Source organism: Sodalis sp. RH15 (assembly GCF_047324255.1).
Classification (GTDB): domain Bacteria; phylum Pseudomonadota; class Gammaproteobacteria; order Enterobacterales; family Enterobacteriaceae; genus Acerihabitans; species Acerihabitans ligni.
Genome location: NZ_CP178738.1, coordinates 1,356,758 through 1,376,566, shown reverse-complemented (window position 1 = coordinate 1,376,566; position 19,809 = coordinate 1,356,758). Strand labels below are relative to the sequence as shown.

Annotated in this window: 19 protein-coding genes and 2 tRNA genes; 9 read left to right on the top strand and 12 right to left on the bottom strand. The window is 55.5% G+C overall.

Annotated elements, in window-relative coordinates; translation table 11 throughout:
• Window positions 1-15 precede the first annotated feature (15 nt).
• From ACL2XO_RS06500 to syd, 5 genes are all read right to left on the bottom strand, one after another.
• Complete coding sequence (locus ACL2XO_RS06500) at window positions 16-468, bottom strand: flavodoxin (protein WP_203523149.1); 453 nt, start codon at window positions 466-468, stop codon at window positions 16-18.
• Between the two features lie 27 nt (window positions 469-495).
• Window positions 496-1,278 carry a tRNA pseudouridine(65) synthase TruC gene (gene truC, locus ACL2XO_RS06495; protein WP_413742424.1) on the bottom strand — a complete coding sequence of 261 codons (783 nt, stop codon included), beginning with the start codon at window positions 1,276-1,278 and terminating at the stop codon, window positions 496-498.
• Window positions 1,271-1,615, bottom strand: coding sequence for a YqcC family protein (locus ACL2XO_RS06490; RefSeq protein WP_132923238.1), 345 nt, complete (start codon window positions 1,613-1,615; stop codon window positions 1,271-1,273). Before ACL2XO_RS06490 ends, truC begins: the two co-directional genes overlap by 8 nt.
• A 167-nt stretch (window positions 1,616-1,782) precedes the next feature.
• On the bottom strand, window positions 1,783-2,574 hold the full coding sequence (locus tag ACL2XO_RS06485; protein ID WP_413742423.1) for a YdcF family protein: 792 nt from the start codon (window positions 2,572-2,574) through the stop codon (window positions 1,783-1,785).
• A 659-nt stretch (window positions 2,575-3,233) separates the two neighbouring features.
• A complete protein-coding gene (syd, locus tag ACL2XO_RS06480; RefSeq protein WP_413742422.1) occupies window positions 3,234-3,782 on the bottom strand; it encodes a SecY-interacting protein in 549 nt (182 codons plus the stop codon).
• A 92-nt stretch (window positions 3,783-3,874) separates the two neighbouring features.
• Here syd and queF point away from each other — a divergent pair, with 92 nt between their 5' ends.
• The 4 genes from queF (at window position 3,875) to ACL2XO_RS06460 (ending at window position 9,133) form a co-directional block, all read left to right on the top strand.
• Window positions 3,875-4,723 (top strand): NADPH-dependent 7-cyano-7-deazaguanine reductase QueF, encoded by an 849-nt coding sequence (gene queF, locus ACL2XO_RS06475; RefSeq protein ID WP_132927867.1) that lies wholly within the window; start codon window positions 3,875-3,877, stop codon window positions 4,721-4,723.
• Between the two features lie 61 nt (window positions 4,724-4,784).
• On the top strand, window positions 4,785-6,149 hold the full coding sequence (gene ppnN, locus ACL2XO_RS06470) for a nucleotide 5'-monophosphate nucleosidase PpnN (RefSeq protein WP_132923241.1): 1,365 nt from the start codon (window positions 4,785-4,787) through the stop codon (window positions 6,147-6,149).
• An 85-nt stretch (window positions 6,150-6,234) separates the two neighbouring features.
• Window positions 6,235-6,990 (top strand): flap endonuclease Xni, encoded by a 756-nt coding sequence (xni, locus tag ACL2XO_RS06465; RefSeq protein ID WP_413742421.1) that lies wholly within the window; start codon window positions 6,235-6,237, stop codon window positions 6,988-6,990.
• Window positions 6,991-7,282: 292 nt separating this feature from the next.
• The gene (locus ACL2XO_RS06460; protein ID WP_413742420.1) at window positions 7,283-9,133 is read left to right on the top strand and encodes a glycoside hydrolase family 3 N-terminal domain-containing protein; all 1,851 of its coding nucleotides are present in this window, start codon (window positions 7,283-7,285) and stop codon (window positions 9,131-9,133) included.
• Between the two features lie 135 nt (window positions 9,134-9,268).
• On the opposite strand, the gene rlmM is transcribed toward ACL2XO_RS06460, so the two are convergent.
• The 4 genes from rlmM to ACL2XO_RS06440 all read right to left on the bottom strand — a co-directional run bounded on the left by rlmM (window position 9,269) and on the right by ACL2XO_RS06440 (window position 12,377).
• A complete protein-coding gene (gene rlmM / locus ACL2XO_RS06455; RefSeq protein ID WP_413726686.1) occupies window positions 9,269-10,369 on the bottom strand; it encodes a 23S rRNA (cytidine(2498)-2'-O)-methyltransferase RlmM in 1,101 nt (366 codons plus the stop codon).
• On the bottom strand, window positions 10,362-10,757 hold the full coding sequence (locus ACL2XO_RS06450) for a DUF423 domain-containing protein (protein WP_132923245.1): 396 nt from the start codon (window positions 10,755-10,757) through the stop codon (window positions 10,362-10,364). Before ACL2XO_RS06450 ends, rlmM begins: the two co-directional genes overlap by 8 nt.
• A gap of 99 nt (window positions 10,758-10,856) precedes the next feature.
• Window positions 10,857-11,795 carry a transcriptional regulator GcvA gene (locus ACL2XO_RS06445; RefSeq protein WP_132923246.1) on the bottom strand — a complete coding sequence of 313 codons (939 nt, stop codon included), beginning with the start codon at window positions 11,793-11,795 and terminating at the stop codon, window positions 10,857-10,859.
• Window positions 11,796-12,155: 360 nt separating this feature from the next.
• Window positions 12,156-12,377 carry a YgdI/YgdR family lipoprotein gene (locus tag ACL2XO_RS06440; protein WP_132927868.1) on the bottom strand — a complete coding sequence of 74 codons (222 nt, stop codon included), beginning with the start codon at window positions 12,375-12,377 and terminating at the stop codon, window positions 12,156-12,158.
• A 193-nt stretch (window positions 12,378-12,570) separates the two neighbouring features.
• On the opposite strand from ACL2XO_RS06440, the gene csdA reads away from it, so the two are divergent.
• Together csdA and csdE are read left to right on the top strand one after the other, a co-directional pair.
• Window positions 12,571-13,779 (top strand): cysteine desulfurase CsdA, encoded by a 1,209-nt coding sequence (gene csdA / locus ACL2XO_RS06435; protein ID WP_413742419.1) that lies wholly within the window; start codon window positions 12,571-12,573, stop codon window positions 13,777-13,779.
• A 35-nt stretch (window positions 13,780-13,814) separates the two neighbouring features.
• On the top strand, window positions 13,815-14,267 hold the full coding sequence (gene csdE / locus ACL2XO_RS06430; RefSeq protein WP_413726684.1) for a cysteine desulfurase sulfur acceptor subunit CsdE: 453 nt from the start codon (window positions 13,815-13,817) through the stop codon (window positions 14,265-14,267).
• Window positions 14,268-14,364: 97 nt separating this feature from the next.
• Here the strand turns inward: csdE and tcdA are convergent, their stop codons facing one another.
• Window positions 14,365-15,237, bottom strand: a complete 873-nt coding sequence (gene tcdA, locus ACL2XO_RS06425) for a tRNA cyclic N6-threonylcarbamoyladenosine(37) synthase TcdA (RefSeq protein WP_203522681.1) — start codon at window positions 15,235-15,237, stop codon at window positions 14,365-14,367.
• A gap of 22 nt (window positions 15,238-15,259) precedes the next feature.
• Window positions 15,260-16,426 carry a murein transglycosylase A gene (gene mltA / locus ACL2XO_RS06420; RefSeq protein WP_413742418.1) on the bottom strand — a complete coding sequence of 389 codons (1,167 nt, stop codon included), beginning with the start codon at window positions 16,424-16,426 and terminating at the stop codon, window positions 15,260-15,262.
• A gap of 214 nt (window positions 16,427-16,640) precedes the next feature.
• Here mltA and ACL2XO_RS06415 point away from each other — a divergent pair.
• Window positions 16,641-16,717, top strand: a tRNA-Met gene (locus ACL2XO_RS06415).
• A 62-nt stretch (window positions 16,718-16,779) separates the two neighbouring features.
• Window positions 16,780-16,856 (top strand) — tRNA-Met (locus ACL2XO_RS06410).
• A gap of 120 nt (window positions 16,857-16,976) precedes the next feature.
• On the opposite strand, the gene amiC is transcribed toward ACL2XO_RS06410, so the two are convergent.
• The gene (gene amiC / locus ACL2XO_RS06405) at window positions 16,977-18,236 is read right to left on the bottom strand and encodes an N-acetylmuramoyl-L-alanine amidase AmiC (protein WP_413742417.1); all 1,260 of its coding nucleotides are present in this window, start codon (window positions 18,234-18,236) and stop codon (window positions 16,977-16,979) included.
• Between the two features lie 233 nt (window positions 18,237-18,469).
• Between amiC and argA the strand changes: the two genes are divergently transcribed.
• Window positions 18,470-19,804, top strand: coding sequence for an amino-acid N-acetyltransferase (gene argA, locus ACL2XO_RS06400; protein ID WP_132923254.1), 1,335 nt, complete (start codon window positions 18,470-18,472; stop codon window positions 19,802-19,804).
• Window positions 19,805-19,809 lie beyond the last annotated feature (5 nt).

Genomic DNA, 19,809 nt, shown 5'->3' with positions numbered 1-19,809 from the left:
CCAGGGCCGGACGCTTCAGGCGCCGAGAAGCCCGCTCCATTTTTCCACCCAAGGGCCGGCCACGACTTCCGGCTCAGGGTTTTCCTGCGCGTCGATTTCCAGCAGTTCGCCGATCCTGACCGCCCCCTGCTCCTGGAGCAGCGCATCAAAGGTATGCCCCGCGCCGCAGAAATTCTCGTAGCTGCTGTCGCCAAGGGCAATCAAACCGTAACGCAATTCCGGCTGATAACCCACATGGTCTTTCACCGCCTGGAACAGCGGGGCAATACTGTCGGGAAAATCTCCCTGACCGGTGGTGGAGGTAATGATCAGCACAAAATGATGGCGATAAAACTGCCAGGATTCCAGCGTACCCTCTTCGAACAATTTCACCTCGTGGCCTTGTTCCACCAGAATGGTTTCCGCTTCTTCGGCCACCAGCAATGCATTACCGTACACCGTGCCGACAAAAATGCCCACTTGTGCCATTGGCATAACTCCCTTTCATTGATGCTTTCAGATAAATGTCGCCATATCCTGACCTGTGACCGCGGCAAACTCAACCCTTTCATAAGCAGGGAGAATGCCGTTCCAGTGAAACCGCTGCACCAGGTTTTGCCAGGTCTGGTCCCATCTGGCGTCTATAACCAGCGGCAGTCCGGTCACCGGATGCGCCAACTCCAGCCGGCTGGCGTGCAGCATCAGGCGAGAACAGTCGAATGTGCGGGCGAAACCGCGATTCTGCCGCAGATCGCCATGGGTCGAGTCGCCAATCAGCGGATGGTGCATATGGGAGAGATGGCGGCGCAGCTGGTGCTTTCGGCCGGTTTGCGGCGTAAGTTCCATCAGGCTGTATCGGGAGGTGGGATAGCGGCCGATAGCCACCGGCATCTCCACTTGGGCCAGTCCGCGATAATGGCTGACCGCCGGCTGCGGCGCTTTGTCCGGCTGGGCGAATTTATCGGCGATCTTATCCAGCTCCTGCGTCAGGGCATAATCGATGGTGCCGTCGCCTTCCATATAGCCCCGCACTACCGCATGGTAGGTTTTTTTCACCCGGTGCTGCTCGAACTGCCCGGACAGGGTGTGGGCTACCTCGGCGGACAACGCCAGCAGCAACACCCCCGAGGTGGGCCGGTCCAGTCGGTGCACGGTAAACACATGCTGTCCCAGCATATCCCGTACCGTTTGCATGACCACAATCTTCTCCCGGCGATCCAGCCAGCTGCGATGCACCAGCCAGCCGGCCGGTTTGTTCACCGCCACCAAAAACTCATCCCGATAACATATTTCAATCATGCTGGATTATCCGCGCGCCGGAAGTGGGGCTCGAGTTGAGCAAATCGTCCAACCGGCGCAGCTGTACCAACAGCGGCGCGGCGTCAGGCAATGCTTCTTCAAAATACGGGGCAATGGAGAAACGGGCCGGCAGCGGTGCGCGCTTATCCAGTAACGCATGCATGCGGGGCAACAATATCCACTGCAGCCACTGCTCCGCCTGCATGGTATCGATACAAAAAGGCTCAACGCTTTCAAAAGCCGCCCGCGCCGGCGGCTGCGCCTGCCAAATCGCCAGGGTCCGCATCGTTTGTTCGATATCAAACAAATGCTGACGGATTTCAAGATGTAAGCTCATGGTGTGCTCCTGACCCAAAGGCCGCCGCCGGTGGTAAAACAGCATAAATCCTGCTGGCGGGACGCCCTCGCGGTTGCAAAAACGGCGCAACTCCGCCGTAACGGCCCTTCGCAAAACGGCTGAGGATAGCATTGAACGCGTCCGGGCGCTAATGGCGGCTTTGGCGCTCAAATCAACCGGTCGCCGAATTCGGTTCTGAGCGCGGGCGCGAGACGGGCATACGCCGCTTCAACGTGCGGCGGAATATCCACATGGGCAATAAAGCCGGCCCCCGCCGGGCCGTAGCCGCCGGGGGCGTCGCGCAGGCGCGGGATCTCCCCCAGCAGCAGGGAAACGAATCGCGGCAGCGGCCAGGATTCAGCGCACTCCCGGCTGCCCCATGCCACTTGTCCCGCGTTCACTTCAAAGCGCGGTATCAGCGTCGGCCAGTTGATGAAACGCACATCCGGGCTATCCTGCCAGACCTTGCGGAAACTGGCATCGGTTCGCCGCTGCATCAGCGGATCCTGCGTGAGGATCACGGTATGAGGTTGTTCACCGGCCGCCGTCAATACCTGGCGGGCCCGCAGGGCATTGTCGCCGCAGTTGGCGGACTGGGTTTCCAGCAATATCCGGTCATCGGCCAAACCGAAAAAACGCCGGCCGATATCCCGCAATATTTCCGCTTCGCTGCGCCCGGCGGTGGCAATGTCATGATAAAGGGGATGCTGCCGCACCGCCCGGTATAACAGTTCGGTGGCATGCCCCACGCCGCCGGCGATAAGGATTTTCGGCGCGACGCCGGCACAGGCCGCCTGGAACACGCGCTCGGCGGTAATGAGCACCGCATTGCCCAGCAACACCAGCAGATCGGCTTTGCCACGCCCGGCCAGCCGTTGCGGCGTGGCGTCAAGGGTCTGATCGCAAGACAAAAAGGATGCCAGCAGATTGACATCCGCTGCCTGGGCGGCTGAAAACATAGCGAAGGTCCTTTATGAATTATAGTGGCCTATGATAAGCCATCATGAGGGATCTCTGCCATTGACGAGGAGAAAATCAGATAAAAGAAAAGGGGGTACTGTCGAAACAGTACCCCCGGTTCATTTATAGCATTCCCGCTATCGCTGTGCTCCCTGCGTTCATCCGTGAAAAGTTATAATCACTATAACCTTGAAACGCTCCGTATCGGCAATCCCATCCTTGAAACCGGCTACGTCGTCCGACGTATGTCCTTTTGGCCTTCCTGCCCGCGGAATCTTCCTGATCCACTCACATTCTCCATCCTGGAGGTGTCCCGATCATCGTCCTGAAACATCCGGGCGCGGTCCTGCGGCCCTCCCTATAGCGGTTCGTCCTGAACCCATCCTTGTCAGCCAGCGGCTAAAAGCGGAAAACGAACGTGATAGCCGCATCGTCAAATTGATTGATAAGATCGCTTAATCGAAGGCAATATACAAGACGGTTATGCATAGCCGCAGATATTGTTCCAAGTTGCACAGTTAATGTTGCTAATTAATTCATTGATTAAATTAGAATAATTAGCGTTAACCTTTAGGGTGTAAATATATATTGCCGGCAATGTCTCACAGTATTTGTAGGAGATCTCTTACATTCTATTCAACAAACACGACAGATACATTCATGCTACTTTAGGTTCCAGCAGGGATAGGAAATCCTGCAGATTATCAGCCAGCACCGTGCGATTTTTGCGCCCGAGCTCTTCAAGGAGGATTTGCCCGCTGAGATTGCAAATTGAGATAAGCGTCAATTCGGAATCCGTAGTGGCGATAAACAGCGTCGGCGACAGTTTCAGCCTCTTTTGCATCAGCAGATGGCCGATAAGATTTTCCTGGATGCGGATACCATCGGCCTCGCTCCAAACCTGCAGCAATTCCAGCGGGCGCGCGAGATAGCTTGCCGCCATATCTCCCGCCAGCTGGCTGCAATAAAATGCTTCCGCCGCCGGCTGCAACCGCAGCTCCAACGCCCGTTCCACCCCCGCCAGGGTCAGGCTTTCAGGCGGCGGGCAAGGCTGCCAGTAGACCTGATCCCCATTCTCGCCGATCACGCAAGGGGACGGCACGCCGAACAGCGCGCGGCTTGCCGGAGCGCCGCCGGTAGCGGTACGCCAGTGCTGCTGGTAGCGGCGGGTGAATGCCTGCAATGCCTGTGACACTTGGTAATCCATAATCTCTCTCATCTTGCGGCGCTCTACGTTACACTAGACCTTGTGTAATAAGAAGGATTCAGGGTAACCATTTATTTATGTCCGCTTATAATATGTCCGATTATGAAAATCAACCGGCGTTAGGATCGCTGACACTGGGCAAACCCACCCCCTATAGCGATCGATACGATGCCGCCTTGCTGCAAGGAGTACCGCGCGCGCTCAACCGGGAACCGTTGGGTCTGGCGCCGCATACGCTGGGATTCCACGGTGCCGATATCTGGACGCTGTACGAACTGTCCTGGCTCAACGACAAGGGCGTGCCGCAGGTGGCCATCGGCGAAATGCGCCTTGACGCCGCCAGTCGCAACCTTATCGAATCCAAAAGCTTCAAGCTTTATCTTAACAGCTTTAACCAGACGCGATTCGCCCACTGGGACCAGGTACGGGATGTTTTGATCCGCGACCTCGCCCGCTGCGCCGCAGGTGACGTGAATGTGGATTTGTTCCGCCTCGGCGATATAGCCGGCCGTTGCATCGCCGACTTTGCCGGCGAGTGCATTGATGAGCAGGATATCCTCATTGATGATTATACCTTCAGCAACGAATGGCTTCGGCACGCCGCGGACGATAACGCGCAGGTCAGCGAGACCCTGGTCAGCCACCTCCTGAAATCCAATTGCCTGATCACCCACCAGCCGGATTGGGGATCGGTGCAAATCACCTATCGCGGCCCGCGCATCAATCGGGAAGCCTTATTGCGCTATCTGGTCTCTTTCCGCCATCATAATGAATTCCATGAACAGTGCGTGGAACGGATTTTTACCGACCTGATGCATTTTTGTCATCCCGAGCAGCTGTCGGTTTATGCCCGCTACACCCGTCGCGGCGGGCTGGATATCAACCCGTGGCGGAGCAATACGCCATTCATACCCTCAGCCGGCCGGCTGGCGCGGCAATAATGCTACAACAAGACGCGTTTGAAGAAAAATTTTGTGCGAAACCGCGCACCAAGGAGTTATTTTGATTACCCATATCAGCCCCCTAGGCTCCATGGATTTACTGTCACAACTCGAAGTGGATATGCTCAAACGTACCGCCAGCAGCGATCTCTATCGTCTGTTTCGCAACTGTTCGCTGGCGGTATTGAATTCAGGCGCCCAAACCGACAGCAGCAAAGAACTGCTGGCCCGTTTCCAGGATTTCGATATTAATGTGCTGCGCCGCGAGCGCGGCGTGAAGCTTGAGCTGGTGAACCCGCCCGAAGAAGCTTTTGTCGACGGCAGTCTTATCCGCTCCATCCAGGCGAATCTGTTTGCCGTGCTGCGGGATATTCTGTTCGTCAACGGACAGATTGCCTCAGCCGGCCACCATCAGAGCCTTAACCTGAATAACTCGGTGCATATCACCAACTTGATATTCTCCATTATGCGCAACGCCCGCGGCCTGCACGTGGGCGAAGCGCCGAATATGATTGTCTGCTGGGGCGGCCATTCCATCAGCGAAACCGAATATCTCTATGCCCGCAAAGTAGGCAGCCAGCTGGGTCTGCGTGAACTCAATATCTGCACCGGCTGCGGACCGGGCGCCATGGAGGCGCCGATGAAAGGCGCGGCGGTGGGCCACGCCCAGCAGCGCTACAAGGAAGGACGCTTTATCGGCATGACCGAACCGTCCATTATCGCCGCCGAACCGCCCAATCCGCTGGTGAATGAGCTGATTATCATGCCGGATATTGAAAAACGGCTGGAAGCGTTTGTCCGTATCGGCCACGGCATCATTATTTTCCCGGGCGGGGTGGGCACCGCGGAAGAGCTGCTGTACCTGCTGGGGATCATGATGAATCCGGCCAATAAAGAACAGGTGCTGCCCCTGATTCTTACCGGTCCGGGCATCAGCGCCGATTACTTCCGGGTGCTGGATGAATTTGTCGTCAGTACCCTGGGTGAGCAGGCCCGCAAATATTACACCATCATCATTGACGATGCGGCGGAAGTGGCCCGCCAAATGAAAAAAGCCATGCCCAGGGTCAAGGAAAACCGGCGCAGCAGCGGCGATGCCTATAGCTTCAATTGGTCGCTGAAGGTGGCGCAGGATCTTCAGCACCCGTTCGATCCCACCCATGAAAACATGGCCAACCTGAATCTGCATCGCGACCAGCCGGCCGAACAGCTGGCGGCGGCGCTGCGGCGGGCGTTTTCCGGCATTGTTGCCGGCAACGTAAAGGAAAACGGCATCCAGTCCATAGAGCAGCACGGCCCCTACAAGCTGCGCGGCGATCCGGACATTATGAAACGCATGGATTTCCTATTACAGGGTTTTGTCGCGCAGCACCGCATGAAATTACCGGGCAGCGCCTATATCCCTTGCTACGAAATCTGTATTTAACGCCGGGCCCGACTTGACGACAGGACAAAGCCAATCCCGGCGTCCTGTCCCGCTTCCCAATGGATGATGATAAGGACGACACGCCATGACGGTTCATTTATTGATTGTGGATGCGTTGAACCTGATTCGCCGCATGCATGCCACCCAGGGTTCTTCCTGTCCATCAGCGTGCGCCCATGCGCTAAAGCAGCTGATTTTTCATAGTGAACCGACCCACGCGGTGGCGGTATTTGACGATGAACAACGCGACGAAAGCTGGCGTCATCAACTCTTACCGGCCTATAAAGGCGGACGCGCGCCGATGCCCGACGAGCTGCGCGCACTGTTGCCGGACATCAGGCGGCTGTTCAGCCAAACCGGCGTGGCATCGTGGCAGCTAAAAGGATACGAAGCGGACGATATCGCCGCGACGCTGGCCTTCAAAGTCGCCGCCGCCGGACATCGCGTGACGCTGATTTCAACCGATAAGGGATATTGCCAGCTATTATCGCCGGCAATCCACATCAGGGACTATTTTCAAAAACGCTGGCTGGATCTGCCCTTTATTACCGAGACCTTCGGCGTGCAGCCGCAACAATTGCCCGATTACTGGGGATTGGCCGGCATCAGCGGCAGTAAGATTCCCGGGGTCGCCGGTATCGGCGCCAAAACCGCCGCGCAGTTAATCAGCCAGGCCGGCAGCCTGGAAACGCTTTATGGGCGATTGGCCGATATCCCGCCTAAATGGCGGAATAAACTGGAACCGCAGCGGGAAATGGCCTTTATATGCCGCCGGGTTGCGACGCTGGATACCGGCGTAACCCTGGAAGGGAACCTGCAGCAGCTGCGTTTACCCCGCTAATCCCCCCGCCGGTGGCCGGCGGCCACCGTTGGCACAAAAAAATGCTTTGATATTTTCATATAGAAAATATGCGAAGCCTCCTGAGTTGATATTTCATCTGCGTTTCCCTCCTGTTCAAGTTTCTCCGGTAAGATAATCTCTTTATTTCAAAAGAACTATATTCTTACATTGGTGCTTATCTGAGTGATTTATTTACCCTGCTGTTCCATCTTAATAACGTGAGTCATATATGATATCAGAATCACACTCCGCCTGTGCCAATTCCATGCCCTCCCCTTCACGCCCCATTGATTTGCACCGTAACGCGTCAAATCATCTGTCTATTGGAAAAAATCTGACAGCGGCAAGTCAAAGCGATGAAATAGTAGCAAAAATGACTTTAAAAGAAAAAATAGGTCAGAAAATCATGCTGGACTTCCGTTATTGGCGAGAAGATGCCAAAACAAACGATAAGAAGGATATGGTGCAGCTCACGGCAACAATCACAAAAATCATCAGGAACAATTTTATTGGTGGAATTATCCTGTTTGCCAATAATTTAAAGGATAAAGAACAAATACAAAAACTCACTGACGATCTGCGGGGAGTCATGCCGGCGGACGGCATCCCGTTATTTATTGCCACTGATAACGAGGGGGGCAGCGTCTTTCGGCTGCCCCGCGGCGAGTTCTCTGCTTTCCCGGGCAATATGGCGCTGGGCGCCGCCGTTGCCGGTACGGGGGATAACAAATTGGCTTATAGACAGGGATGCGTTATAGCCCGGGATTTGTCATCTCTCGGCATTAATACCATTTTCGCGCCGGTGATGGATGTCAACAGCAACCCAAATAATCCGGTGATTAATGTTCGTTCATTCGGCGACGACCCGGCCAGCGTAGGGCGATTGGCACGGGAAATGATAGCCGGCATCGGCAGCAAAGGCGTAGTGAGCGTCGCCAAGCATTTTCCCGGCCATGGGGACACGGTGACCGATTCCCATTTTGGCTTGCCGATGGTGAACAAAAACCGCCAAGACGCCAATGAGATCGATCTGGCGCCCTATCGCGACGCGATAGCCTCCGATGAAGCGCCGGATATGATTATGACCGCCCATATCCGATATCCGGCTCTTGACGACACGACGCTGAAGAATAAGGCAGGAAAAGAGATTGTCCGGCCGGCAACCTTGTCCGGAAAAATACAGACCGATATATTGCGCGGCGAACTGGGATTCAAAGGGGTCACTATTACCGATGCGCTGGACATGAAAGCCATCAGCGATAATTTTGATATACATACCGTCATGCAAGAAGTCTTCAAGGCCGGCGTTGATATAGCCCTTATGCCCGTCCGCATCTACTGCGCTGAAGACGAGTTTAAATTAAAGACATTGATAGAATATCTAGCCAAAAATATTACTGACAAAGTCCTTGATGAAAAGGTCATTTCGGCCTCCGTCAGCCGGATTATTGATTTAAAACTGGACAAAAATATTATAACGCCGGTTGAAAAATGTTTTTTCCATGATGAAGCGAAGAGCAGAAAATTGGAAAGGGAGATTACCGACAATTCAATTACTTTATTAAAAAATGCCAAACAACTTATTCCTTTGAAAAATGAGATTCAATCCATCTTTATTTTGATGCCACGGACCGAACAGGGGGCGGCTATTGAATATACTCTGCGTGAAAATGGCTACCATTCGGTACTGAGTGGAGATTTAACTGAAATGACCTGGCTGCGGAATTTGAGCATAAGGAAATACGATATTTTGATTATCGGCGGTATGTCGGACTCTGTCAGCGAGGGAGAAAACGTCCCTGGATTACCGCAGCCAACCCATCCGGGCACTACTGCAAAAAATAAAATTCAAGACGCCATCATCACCGCCAAAGCAGCCGGTAAAAAAGTGATATATCTCTCGTTAAAAACGCCCTATGACGTTGTTGATTATCACGACAAGGCAGAAGCGGTATTGGCGACTTACTCTTTTTATGCTTCAAAAAAGGGAAGTTCACCAGACTCGTCTCTAAATGCAGCCGCCGAGATTATTATCGGCAAACTGCCGCCTCGGGGCAAACTGCCGGTCAATATCTATAATGCCAATAGCCGCAGGCATGTCGCGGAGCTGAAATACCCCCGCGGTTTCGGACTGACAAACTAGGCGCCGCAAGCAGCCATAGCGGGCATCGTGACGCGGTCAATATCATTCGCCTCGGTGGCCGCGGCGGTGTCTGTAAGCGGCGGGATGCCTGCGAGCGCAAGCCATTGCGGACCATTGAGCCGCCGGGTTCGCGGCTTATCGCTCGTCCCGGCGTCCGGGCACTGCGCTCCAGAAACGGCGGATATGCACCGTCACCTCTTCCCGATCGTGATAGAGCTGTTTGGCATGGATCTCTCCGTAAACGCTGTTTTCCTTCAGGCTGTTGCGCAGCAGGTCCAGGTTTTGGCAGACTTCCTCATAACGCTTTTTCATCGGCAGTTTGAGATTGATGATAGCCTCGCGACACCAGCCCTTAACCAGCCAGTCGGCGGCAAGCTGCGCCACACGCGCCGGTTGTTCCACCATATCGCACACCAGCCAGTAGACATTATTGCGCGGCGGCTCGAATTTAAACCCATCGGCTCGATGGTGGATGACCTGGCCGGTGTCCATCAGGCTGGCGGCCATGTCGCCGTTATCCACCGCATGCACCATCATGCTGCGTTTCACCAGTTGATAGGTCCAGCCGCCGGGGCTGGCGCCCAAATCCACCGCGTACATGCCGCTGCCCAGCCGCTCATCCCATTCATCGCTGGGGATAAAGACATGAAACGCCTCTTCCAGCTTCAGCGTGGACCGGCTGGGAGCTTCAGTGGGAAATTTGAGGCGGGGGATGCCCATATAAAAAGGCGAGTTGTTATTGCTGTAGGAATACCCCACATAACAACAGCCCGGCGCGATAAAAAATACATGGATAACCGGACGATTGGCTTTTTCCTGCGGGGTCAGCAGCTTCTGGGCCCGCAGCGCCCCGCGCAGGGGCACCGTAAATTTACGGCAGAACTTCATCAGCTCTTTGCTTTCATTGGTATCGGGCACTTCCACCCGCACGTCCCCCGCGCCGTTAACGGCGCCGGTCAGCATGCCGATGATGGGGGTTATGCGATCCTCCGGCGGTAAATCACGCAACAGCTCGCCGGTCAGCAGCATTTGCCTGGCGAATATCAGGTCGGCGAAGGGGATTTCCCGCAGCAAACGATCGGCTTCATCATGCTGATAACACTCGAATATGATATAACCGCTGTGCTCCTTCACCCGGACAAAGCCAAAAATCTCCAGTGCGGCGGCCTTGTCGGTTATTTCCGCCGCACACTCTTTTTCAAATCCGGGGCGGCAATATAAAATCACTTTATTCACGGCGTTCGGCCTTCTTTTTAAGACGCAACGCGCCTGACAACATTAAAATCCACCCGGCCAAAAAGCAGACCCCGCCCACCGGCGTGATATACACCCACATGCGCAGGTGCGACAAAGCCAGGCAATAAAGGCTGCCGCTAAACAGCACGATTCCGATAGCCAACATGACGCCGCTCCAATAAAACCACAGGCTGGCGTGGCGCTGCGTGGCGACGCTGAGCGCCATAATGGCCAGCGTATGGAACGCCTGGTATTGCAGGCCGGTTTTCAGCCAGGACATCTCCGTTTCACCCAGCGTCTGGCTCAACACATGGGCGCCGAAAGCGCCGAGCACGACATAGACCAGGCCGCTGACGGCGGCAAAAACCAACATGGCGCGACTTCGCATCTTACAATCCTAATGATTACGCTGTTATACCCTTCACCTTTCAAGCCGCAGGCGTTTTGGCTGCCCTCAGCTTGGAATCTTTTGGGTATATTATCAGTGTTATTGTGGTTCGACTGTCTGGCCGTTATTGTAACGGACCCGGAATTTTTCCTGCTCGCTGGCGGCACGCCCGACTATCCACTGACGAAAGGCGGCTATTTTACCTACTTCAGCCTGGCTGTCATGACAAACCAGATAAAAAGCGTTTTTACTTACCAGCACTTCGTTGAAGGGGCAGATAAGCCTGCCTGCTTCTATCTCGGTCTGCGCCATGACGTTATTTGCCAAGGCAACGCCCTGACCGTGGATCGCCGCCTGCAAGACCATGGCACTGTGGCTGAAAATCGGCCCCTGCTGAACGTTGATGTGCGTCAGCCCCAACTGGCGGGTATAAGCCTGCCAGTCCCGGCGCGAAGCATCGTGCAAGAGGGTGTGATGAATCAAATCCGCCGGGGAGGCCAGCGGATGCAGGCCGCTGAGCAGTGACGGCGAGCACACCGGTAAAAGATACTCGGCATAGAGTTTCTCCACCTTGAGCCCCGGCCAGTTGCCGCGCCCGTAAAATATCGCCACATCCACGTCGTCCGCCAGCTTGTCTTCCTCGCGATCCACCGCCTGGATCAGCACGTCGATGCCCGGCCAGGCGGCATTAAAACTGGACAGCCGCGGCACCAGCCACTGAATAGCGAAGCTGGGTAATAGACTGACGGTGAGCGCGCCTTTCGCGCTGCGGGACTGCAGTTTACGGGTAGCGTCAGCCAGATCAGAAAAAATCTCTTTTATATCAAGGTAATAACTCTGACCCTCTTCCGTCAGCAGCAGCGAGCGGTTGCGCCGGCGAAACAGCTTAAGCCCAAGGAAATCCTCCAGCGATTTGATTTGATGGCTGACCGCCGCCTGGGTTACGAACAGTTCTTCCGCCGCTTTGGTAAAGCTCAAATGGCGCGCTGCCGCATCGAAAGCCCGTAGGGCGTTGAGCGGCGGTAAGCGTTTAGACATGTTGGGACACTTTATCGGCGCTGGTGGATTGAAAATTAAACACAGATACCTGACCTATTAGTTTTTTTTATCCGAGGCATTATAAATTGTCCGTTGTGGATGCACCAGCAAATACCTATAGTTCCGCCACCGGTGAGCCGGAACGAAAAGGTATGCGGGTTCTTGAATGTTGGGGAGTCCGGATGGCTTTTGGCTTGCCGAGTGATGTTGTGTTTGCAGATTTGGCCTGGATTCAGGCCGCTTTAATTACTCCTTGGCATTTCTGTACATTTCTCTGTCTGTCCCTAGTGAATATGTAGCACCGCGGAAGCGGTGCTTTTTTATGCTGCCAAAATAAGGAGGCGGTATAAAAAGTCTATATTATTTCGCTTCCATCATTTCTTTCACATCGGCACGGTTGATCTGCTGTTGTGTACCGTTGGCGTCCTTGTAGCTTATCATGCCGGTTTCATCATCGACTTTGGGTTTACCGTCAGAGACAATGGTGCGACCATCGTTGGTATGCATGACATAATTGCTCGAACAGGCACTCAGGGTTAACCCAAGCAGAAAAACAGAGATAACTGCGGCTGTTTTCTTCATCATTAACTCCTCGCAGATTAAAAAAACTTAACTGAAACATTTAGGCAAGCAGGTCATTTTTCTTACCTTATGATAATTAGCATAACAAGCAATCGACATTTTTCCACAAAACGGGATTAAATCCTGCCGCTTCCCCGCCACAGACGGCGATAATAGGACAAGTCTGTAATTTTATGACAGTGAGAACGTGGTGATGAGTGAATTTGATTTCATGGCCTATGGCCGGCAATTCCCGGCGCTGAACGATGAGGTGGTGTATTTGGACAGTGCCGCCACCGCGTTGAAACCGGAGGTGGTGATTGCCGCCACCGAGGCGTTTTATCGCCATGATAGCGGCAACGTACATCGCAGCCAGTATGCAGCGGCCATGGCCCTCACGGTTCGTTACGAACAGGCCCGGCGGCAGGTGGCGGACTGGCTGAATGCGCCGGGGCCTGACAGCATAGTCTGGACTCGCGGCGCCACCGAATCCCTCAACCTCGTGGCGCAAAGCTATGCGCGACCTCGCCTGCGGCCGGGGGATGAGATTATTGTCAGTGAAGCCGAGCATCACGCCAATTTGGTGCCCTGGCTGATGGTGGCGCAACAAACCGGCGCCAAGGTCGTCAAATGGCCGCTGGCTGCGGATTTATTGCCCTCGCCGGCCGGTCTGGCGCCATTATTGAACGATCGGACCCGCCTGGTGGCCGTCTCGCAAATGTCAAACGTAACCGGAGGCTGCCCGGACCTGGCAGCGATAATCGCGCTCGTCCGCCGTTTTCCCCAGGCGGTCATCGTACTGGACGGAGCCCAGGGAGCAGTACACCGGCCGCCGGACCTGATAAAAGAAGATATTGATTTTTATGCCTTTTCCGGCCATAAGCTGTACGGTCCCACCGGGATTGGCGTGCTCTACGGCAAACCGCAACTTTTGGCGCAAATGCCGCCCTGGCAAGGCGGCGGCAAAATGCTGAGCGCGGCCGCTTTCGAGGGATTCACTCCCATGGCTCCGCCGCAGCGCTTTGAGGCAGGCACGCCGAATATCGCCGGCGTGATAGGGCTTGGCGCCGCCCTGGACTGGCTTTCACGGCAAGACCGGGATGGGGCGGAACGCTACAGCGTCTCCCTGGCGGACCTGGCGCAAGAACTCCTGTCGGCGCTGCCGGGCTTTCGCGCCTTTCGTTGTCCCGGTTCGAGCCTGCTTTCGTTCGACTTTGCCGGTATTCATCACCAGGATATCGCCATGATACTGGCACAGGAAGGCATTGCCCTGCGCGCCGGGCAGCACTGCGCCCAGCCGCTGATGGCGGCGTTGGGGGTTACCGGCATGCTGCGCGCCTCGTTCGCCCCCTATAACACCCGCCGGGACGTTCACCGTCTGGCGGCGGCGGTGGAAAAAGCGCTGACGCTGCTGCGGGATTGATAGTCCACGATAAAACCGACGGAAACATTGACGCCATGAACGAACCGATAACGGACCGACACCCTTTCGGCCACGCTATTTCCAGCGAGGAAATCAGGGCGCGTTTTGCCGGCTGCCGGCAATGGGAAGAGCGCCTGCGACAGATTATTCTGCTGGCCAAGGCCCTGCCGGAATTACCGGAAGCATTGAAGACGCCTGAAACCGCCCTGTCTGGGTGTGAAAACCGCGTCTGGCTTGGCCACGTGCGGCAAGAGGACGGCAGCCTGCATTTTTATGCCGCCAGCGACGGCCGTATCGTTAAAGGCCTGCTGGCCATCGTATTGACGGCGGTGGAAGGTAAAACGCCGGCACAGCTGGCAGGGCAGGATCCCCTCGCGCCGTTCGATGACCTGGGCCTGCGGACTGAACTCAGCGTCAGCCGGGCCGGCGGACTCGCCGCCATTGCCGGCCGCATCAACGCCATTGTCGACAGCTATATCGCCAATTGATGGTGGGGAGGTGATGGAACCATGGCCGAAAAAGGCATAGCGGGAAAGTGATGTGGCCGCCGGCACGGCGGTTGACTCCGGTGCTAAGGCGGCGGGATTATTGCCCGCCGCCGGCCGCGCACTGTACCTCAGGCTCGGGCCGAGATTCAGGCGACGTGGCGGCTTCAGCCAGCCGCGCCTGCCGGGCAAGCATCTTCTTCAGCGCATGGGAAACCGCGATAAAACCAAAGCTGGCGGTAACCATAGCGGCCGCGCCGAAACCGGAGGCGCAATCCATACGCTTGGGCCCCTCGGCGGTGGAGGGCGACGCGCACACCGTACCGTCCGCCTGCGGATAAACCAGCTGCTCAGTGGAAAACACACAGTCGATGCCGAGCTTTCCCTTGCTGCTTTTCACCACGTTGAAATCATGCTTAAGCCGTTCACGCAGCTTTGCCGCCAGCGGATCCTGGATGGTTTTCGCCAAATCGGCGACGCGGATTTGCGTCGGGTCGATTTGTCCGCCGGCGCCGCCGATGGTCACCACCGGAATTTTATTGCGCCGGCAATAGGCCAGCAGGGCCGCTTTCGGCCGCACGCTGTCAATCGCATCGATAACATAATCAAAACCGCGATCCAGTAAAGCGGCGACATTATCCACGGTAATGAAATCATCCACGCTGGTCACGACGCATTCCGGATTAATGGAGGCGATGCGCGCCGCCATAACCTCGGTCTTAGGCCGTCCCACCTGTTCCTTCAGCGCATGGATCTGCCGGTTGGTATTGGTGACGCAGACATCGTCCATATCGATTAAGGTCAACGCGCCGATCCCGGTACGCGCCAGCGCTTCCGCCGCCCAGGACCCCACGCCGCCGATACCTATCACGCAAACATGGGCGCGATGAAACACTGCCAGCGCTTGTTGACCGTATAACCGGGCGGTGCCGCCAAAACGTTGTAAATAGGCGTCTGTATATTGACCGCTCATGGCTGAAACCTCGGTTGGCCGTTCAGTTATCGTAACTGACCTGCACGGTATTGGCCGCAGCGGCGGATGCGCCGCTATTGCCGATCATTAACGGTACCGCGTTCAGCGACCCCGTCCCCTTCAGCACCCAGACCCGGCCATAATGATTGTAATAGCCGGCGGCCTGGCCCGCCTGCGGACCGATTCCCTGGTAAATATCAAAATGCTGGCCTTTGATGGCGCCGCCCACATCGAGGGCTATCATCAACCGCATTTCATATTTGCCGGTAAATTTACCGTTATCATCCAATAACGGCACTTCCGCCAGCAAAGTGGTTCCTGCCGGAACCAGCGAACGGTCAGACGCCACCGATGCTTTGGCTACCAGAGGTACGGCGCTGGCGCCTTTCACCGGCGCAAAGGGAATCGGTTTAAAGAACACATAGGACGGATTCTGTTCCAGCAGTTCCTGCACTTCAGACGGGCTGTGGCGGGCGGCCCATTGCCGTATCGCCTGCATCGACATATTTTCCCGCGCCACTTCCCCGCGGTCGATAAGTACTTTGCCGATGCTGCGATAAGGATGGCCATTATTGCCGCCATAACCGAAAAACATCAGCGGCCGCCCGTCATCATAATCCACATAACCGCTGCCCTGAACTTCCATCAGGAAATTATCCAGCATCGAATTACTATAGGCGATAGCCTGTCCCCGGCCCTCAAGGGCGCCGGCATAGATGGCCGCGCGATCGGGCAACCGGCGCTTGGCCCCTCGCGGCGGCATACGGTATAGAGGATATTGGAACTCCCCCTGCGGCGTATAGCGGGCATGGATCACCGGAGTATAATAACCGGTGAACTGAACGTTACCGTAATTATCCACACCTTCCATCTGATAGGCTTTAATACCGAACTGGCTCAGTTGCCGGGTATCGGCCCCCGCCATCGCCCAGCGCTTGACCGCATCATAATCGGCGTAATTGCGGTTATAAAGCCCGGTGGCGGCAAACTGGGTTTGCGTCACCTGATCGGCAAAATCCTTGGCATTCACCGGTCGGCCTTTGGCGTTAGGCTCGTTAACCAGCCCAAAGGGCTCCGTAAGATGACCATCTTTATATTGCTGCCCGCGATCGGTGGGCCGGGACGAACATCCGGCCAGGATGGCGATAGCCAGACCAATGGAAAGATAGCGAAGCCAGTGCTTGTTCATATTGCTCTCATGTGAAAACCATGCTCTTGCATTTACGCCGAAAGATAGCAAACGTTAATCAATAGATAAATGTATTAATTCAAAAAGAACATGAGGATATGTCTATAAAACCAGCAAAAATGCCTCTGTATAAACAAAAATCATTATTCTACGCGATTAATCGCAAAAAGGGGTTGCATCAGTTACTGTCCGGAGTATAGTGCGCATCCACGGACGCGGGGTGGAGCAGCCTGGTAGCTCGTCGGGCTCATAACCCGAAGGTCGTCGGTTCAAATCCGGCCCCCGCAACCAATCAACAAAACGTCATACCGTACGAAGTCAACATCTGACTGCTCACAGATGTCATTATCGGACGCGGGGTGGAGCAGCCTGGTAGCTCGTCGGGCTCATAACCCGAAGGTCGTCGGTTCAAATCCGGCCCCCGCAACCAACTTCAAGCAAGCCTGCCGTAAAACATTCAGTCGTATTTCTCCCCTCCTTTTCAGGCGGGTTTTTGTGTTATTTCCTTCGCCAAGGCGTTTCCCGCGGCAAAACAGCCCTTAGTCCCCTTTCAACGATGCGCCAATACCCCGCCCGCGGCAAAGTATCCCTTGATGCCGGCCAAGATTGATTCCGCCAGTTGCCGTTGATACCTGGAGGTGGCCAACCGCCGCTCTTCGTCGATGTTGCTTATAAACCCGGTCTCTACCAGGATTGAAGGGATATCCGGCGCTTTAAGCACCGCAAAACCGGCCTGATCAACGGTGTTTTTATGCAAATGCGCGATTTTACCCAGTCGGGACAATACCTGCCGGCCGAATTTCAGGCTGTCGGTGATGGTGGCGGTTTGCATCAAATCAAACAGGGTATGATCGAGGTACCTATCGCCGCTCTTGCCCACGCCGCCTATTTCATCGGCGGCATTTTGCGTTTGCGCCAGAAAACGCGCGGCGGCGCTGGTGGCGCCTTTGGTGGACAGGGCAAATACCGAGGCGCCGCGGGCAGAACGGTCGGTAAAGGCATCGGCATGTATGGATACAAACAGATCCGCCCGGAGTTTGCGCGCTTTCGCCACCCGAACCTGCAGTGGAATAAAGACGTCTTCATTGCGGGTCATATACACTTTCATATGGGCTTCGCGTTCAATTAACGTCCGCAGATGCCGCGCGATCTTTAATACAATATCCTTTTCACGGGTGCGCCGCTTGCCGATGGCTCCCGGATCCTCGCCGCCATGGCCGGGATCCAGCATAATCACGATGGGACGATCGCGCCCGGCTTTTCCTGCCCGCGGTCCCTGAGACTCCGGCGGCAGATTTCGCGCCAGATCGCCCTGATTGTAATCCTCCAGCAGCGCCAGCAGCGGATCGTCCTGCACGGCGCCCCGGCTGCCGGCTTTGGGGTAAAGATCCATCACCAGCCGGTGTTTGAAGCCGGCCACCGGCGGCAGGGTCAAAAAGCGCGGCACCACCGGTTGTTTGAGTTCCACCACCAGCCGGGCGGTATGGCCGTCGAACTGCCCCGCCCTCACCCCCCTGATATAGGGATCCTGCTCTTTCACCAGTGCGCCCACGCCTCGCATGATTGCATTCAAATGCATCCCCTGGATATCCACCACCAGACGAAGGGGATCGCGGAGCATGAAATGACGGTACTGCAACACTGACTGGGATTCCAATGTCATGCGGGTATAACTCGTGGCCGGCCAGATACGCACCGCAACCAGCGCCACCGGCGCGGCCGCGCCCGCCCGGCTGAGACTCAGCAGCCAGGTGGCCGCCGCCCCCTTTAACAGGCGGCGGCGAGACGGTGCAAAATCATGATCCGGCATGAACCCCCTTTACTTGAAGTTATTCTAATGATAAATCAGGCTTTTTTTTAGCATGCCAAAAACTTTACCCAATCTGCGGGTTTATGTCACCTCCAAAAGACTCTATGCTTATCTGCCAAGGGATTATTTTCCTTTCTTTACAATGAAAATTGGCGATAAATGCTGCTTGCCAACCTGGCGTTAATAGCATAAAAATACACGAAATCCGAATAACCATTCACAGAGGGTTTGCCGTGAAGGAACGTAGTACTGAACTGGTCCAGGGCTTTCGCCACTCAGTTCCCTATATCAATGCTCATCGTGGCAAGACGTTTGTCGTCATGCTGGGCGGTGAAGCCATAGAACATGAAAACTTCGCCAATATCGTTAACGATATTGGTCTCCTTCATAGCCTGGGCATTCGTCTGGTGCTGGTATACGGCGCCCGGCCGCAGATTGACGCCAATCTGGCGGTGCATCATCTGGAACCCATTTACCACAAGCATACCCGGGTCACGGATGCCCAAACCCTCGAGCTGGTGAAGCAGGCGGCGGGGTTGCTGCAGCTGGATATCACCGCCCGTTTATCCATGAGCCTGAACAATACGCCGCTACAGGGGGCGCACATCAACGTGGTGAGCGGTAATTTCATCATCGCGCAACCCCTGGGCGTCGATGACGGGGTGGATTATTGCCATAGCGGGCGCATACGGCGCATTGATGACGAAGCCATCCATCGCCAACTGGACAGTAACGCCATTGTGCTGCTGGGGCCGGTGGCGGTATCCGTTACCGGGGAAAGTTTTAACCTGACGGCGGAAGAAGTGGCCACCCAACTGGCGATAAAGCTTAAAGCAGAGAAGATGATCGGTTTTTGCTCTTCCCAGGGGGTTATTGATAACAAAGGGGAGATCATCTCCGAGCTGTTTCCCAACGATGCGCAGCAGCATATCGATGCGCTTGAGAAAACCGGGGATTACTACTCGGGCACGGTCCGTTTTTTACGCGGTGCGGTTAAAGCCTGCCGCAGCGGCGTGCGGCGCTGTCATTTGATAAGCTACCAGGACGACGGCGCCCTGGTGCAGGAACTGTTTTCCCGGGAAGGTATCGGCACGCAGATTGTCATGGAAAGCGCCGAACAGGTTCGCCGGGCGACCATTAACGATATCGGCGGTATTCTGGAGCTGATCCGCCCGTTGGAACAGCAGGGGATTCTGGTGCGCCGTTCCAGGGAACAGCTGGAAATGGAAATCGATAAATTCACCATTATCGAACGGGACAATCTGACCATCGCCTGCGCCGCCTTGTATCCTTTCCCGGAGGAGCAGGTAGGTGAAATGGCGTGTGTGGCGGTGCATCCCGATTACCGCAGCTCCTCGCGCGGGGAAATGCTGTTGCAGCGCATCATGCAGCAAGCGCGCCAACTGGGACTGAAGAAGCTGTTTGTGCTCACCACCCGCAGCATTCACTGGTTTCAGGAGCGCGGCTTTACGCCGGCGGAGGTGGAAGTGCTGCCGCAGCAAAAACAGGCCCTTTATAATTACCACCGGCGTTCCAAGATTCTGGTGACGGACCTGCTTGATAGCTGAGCCGG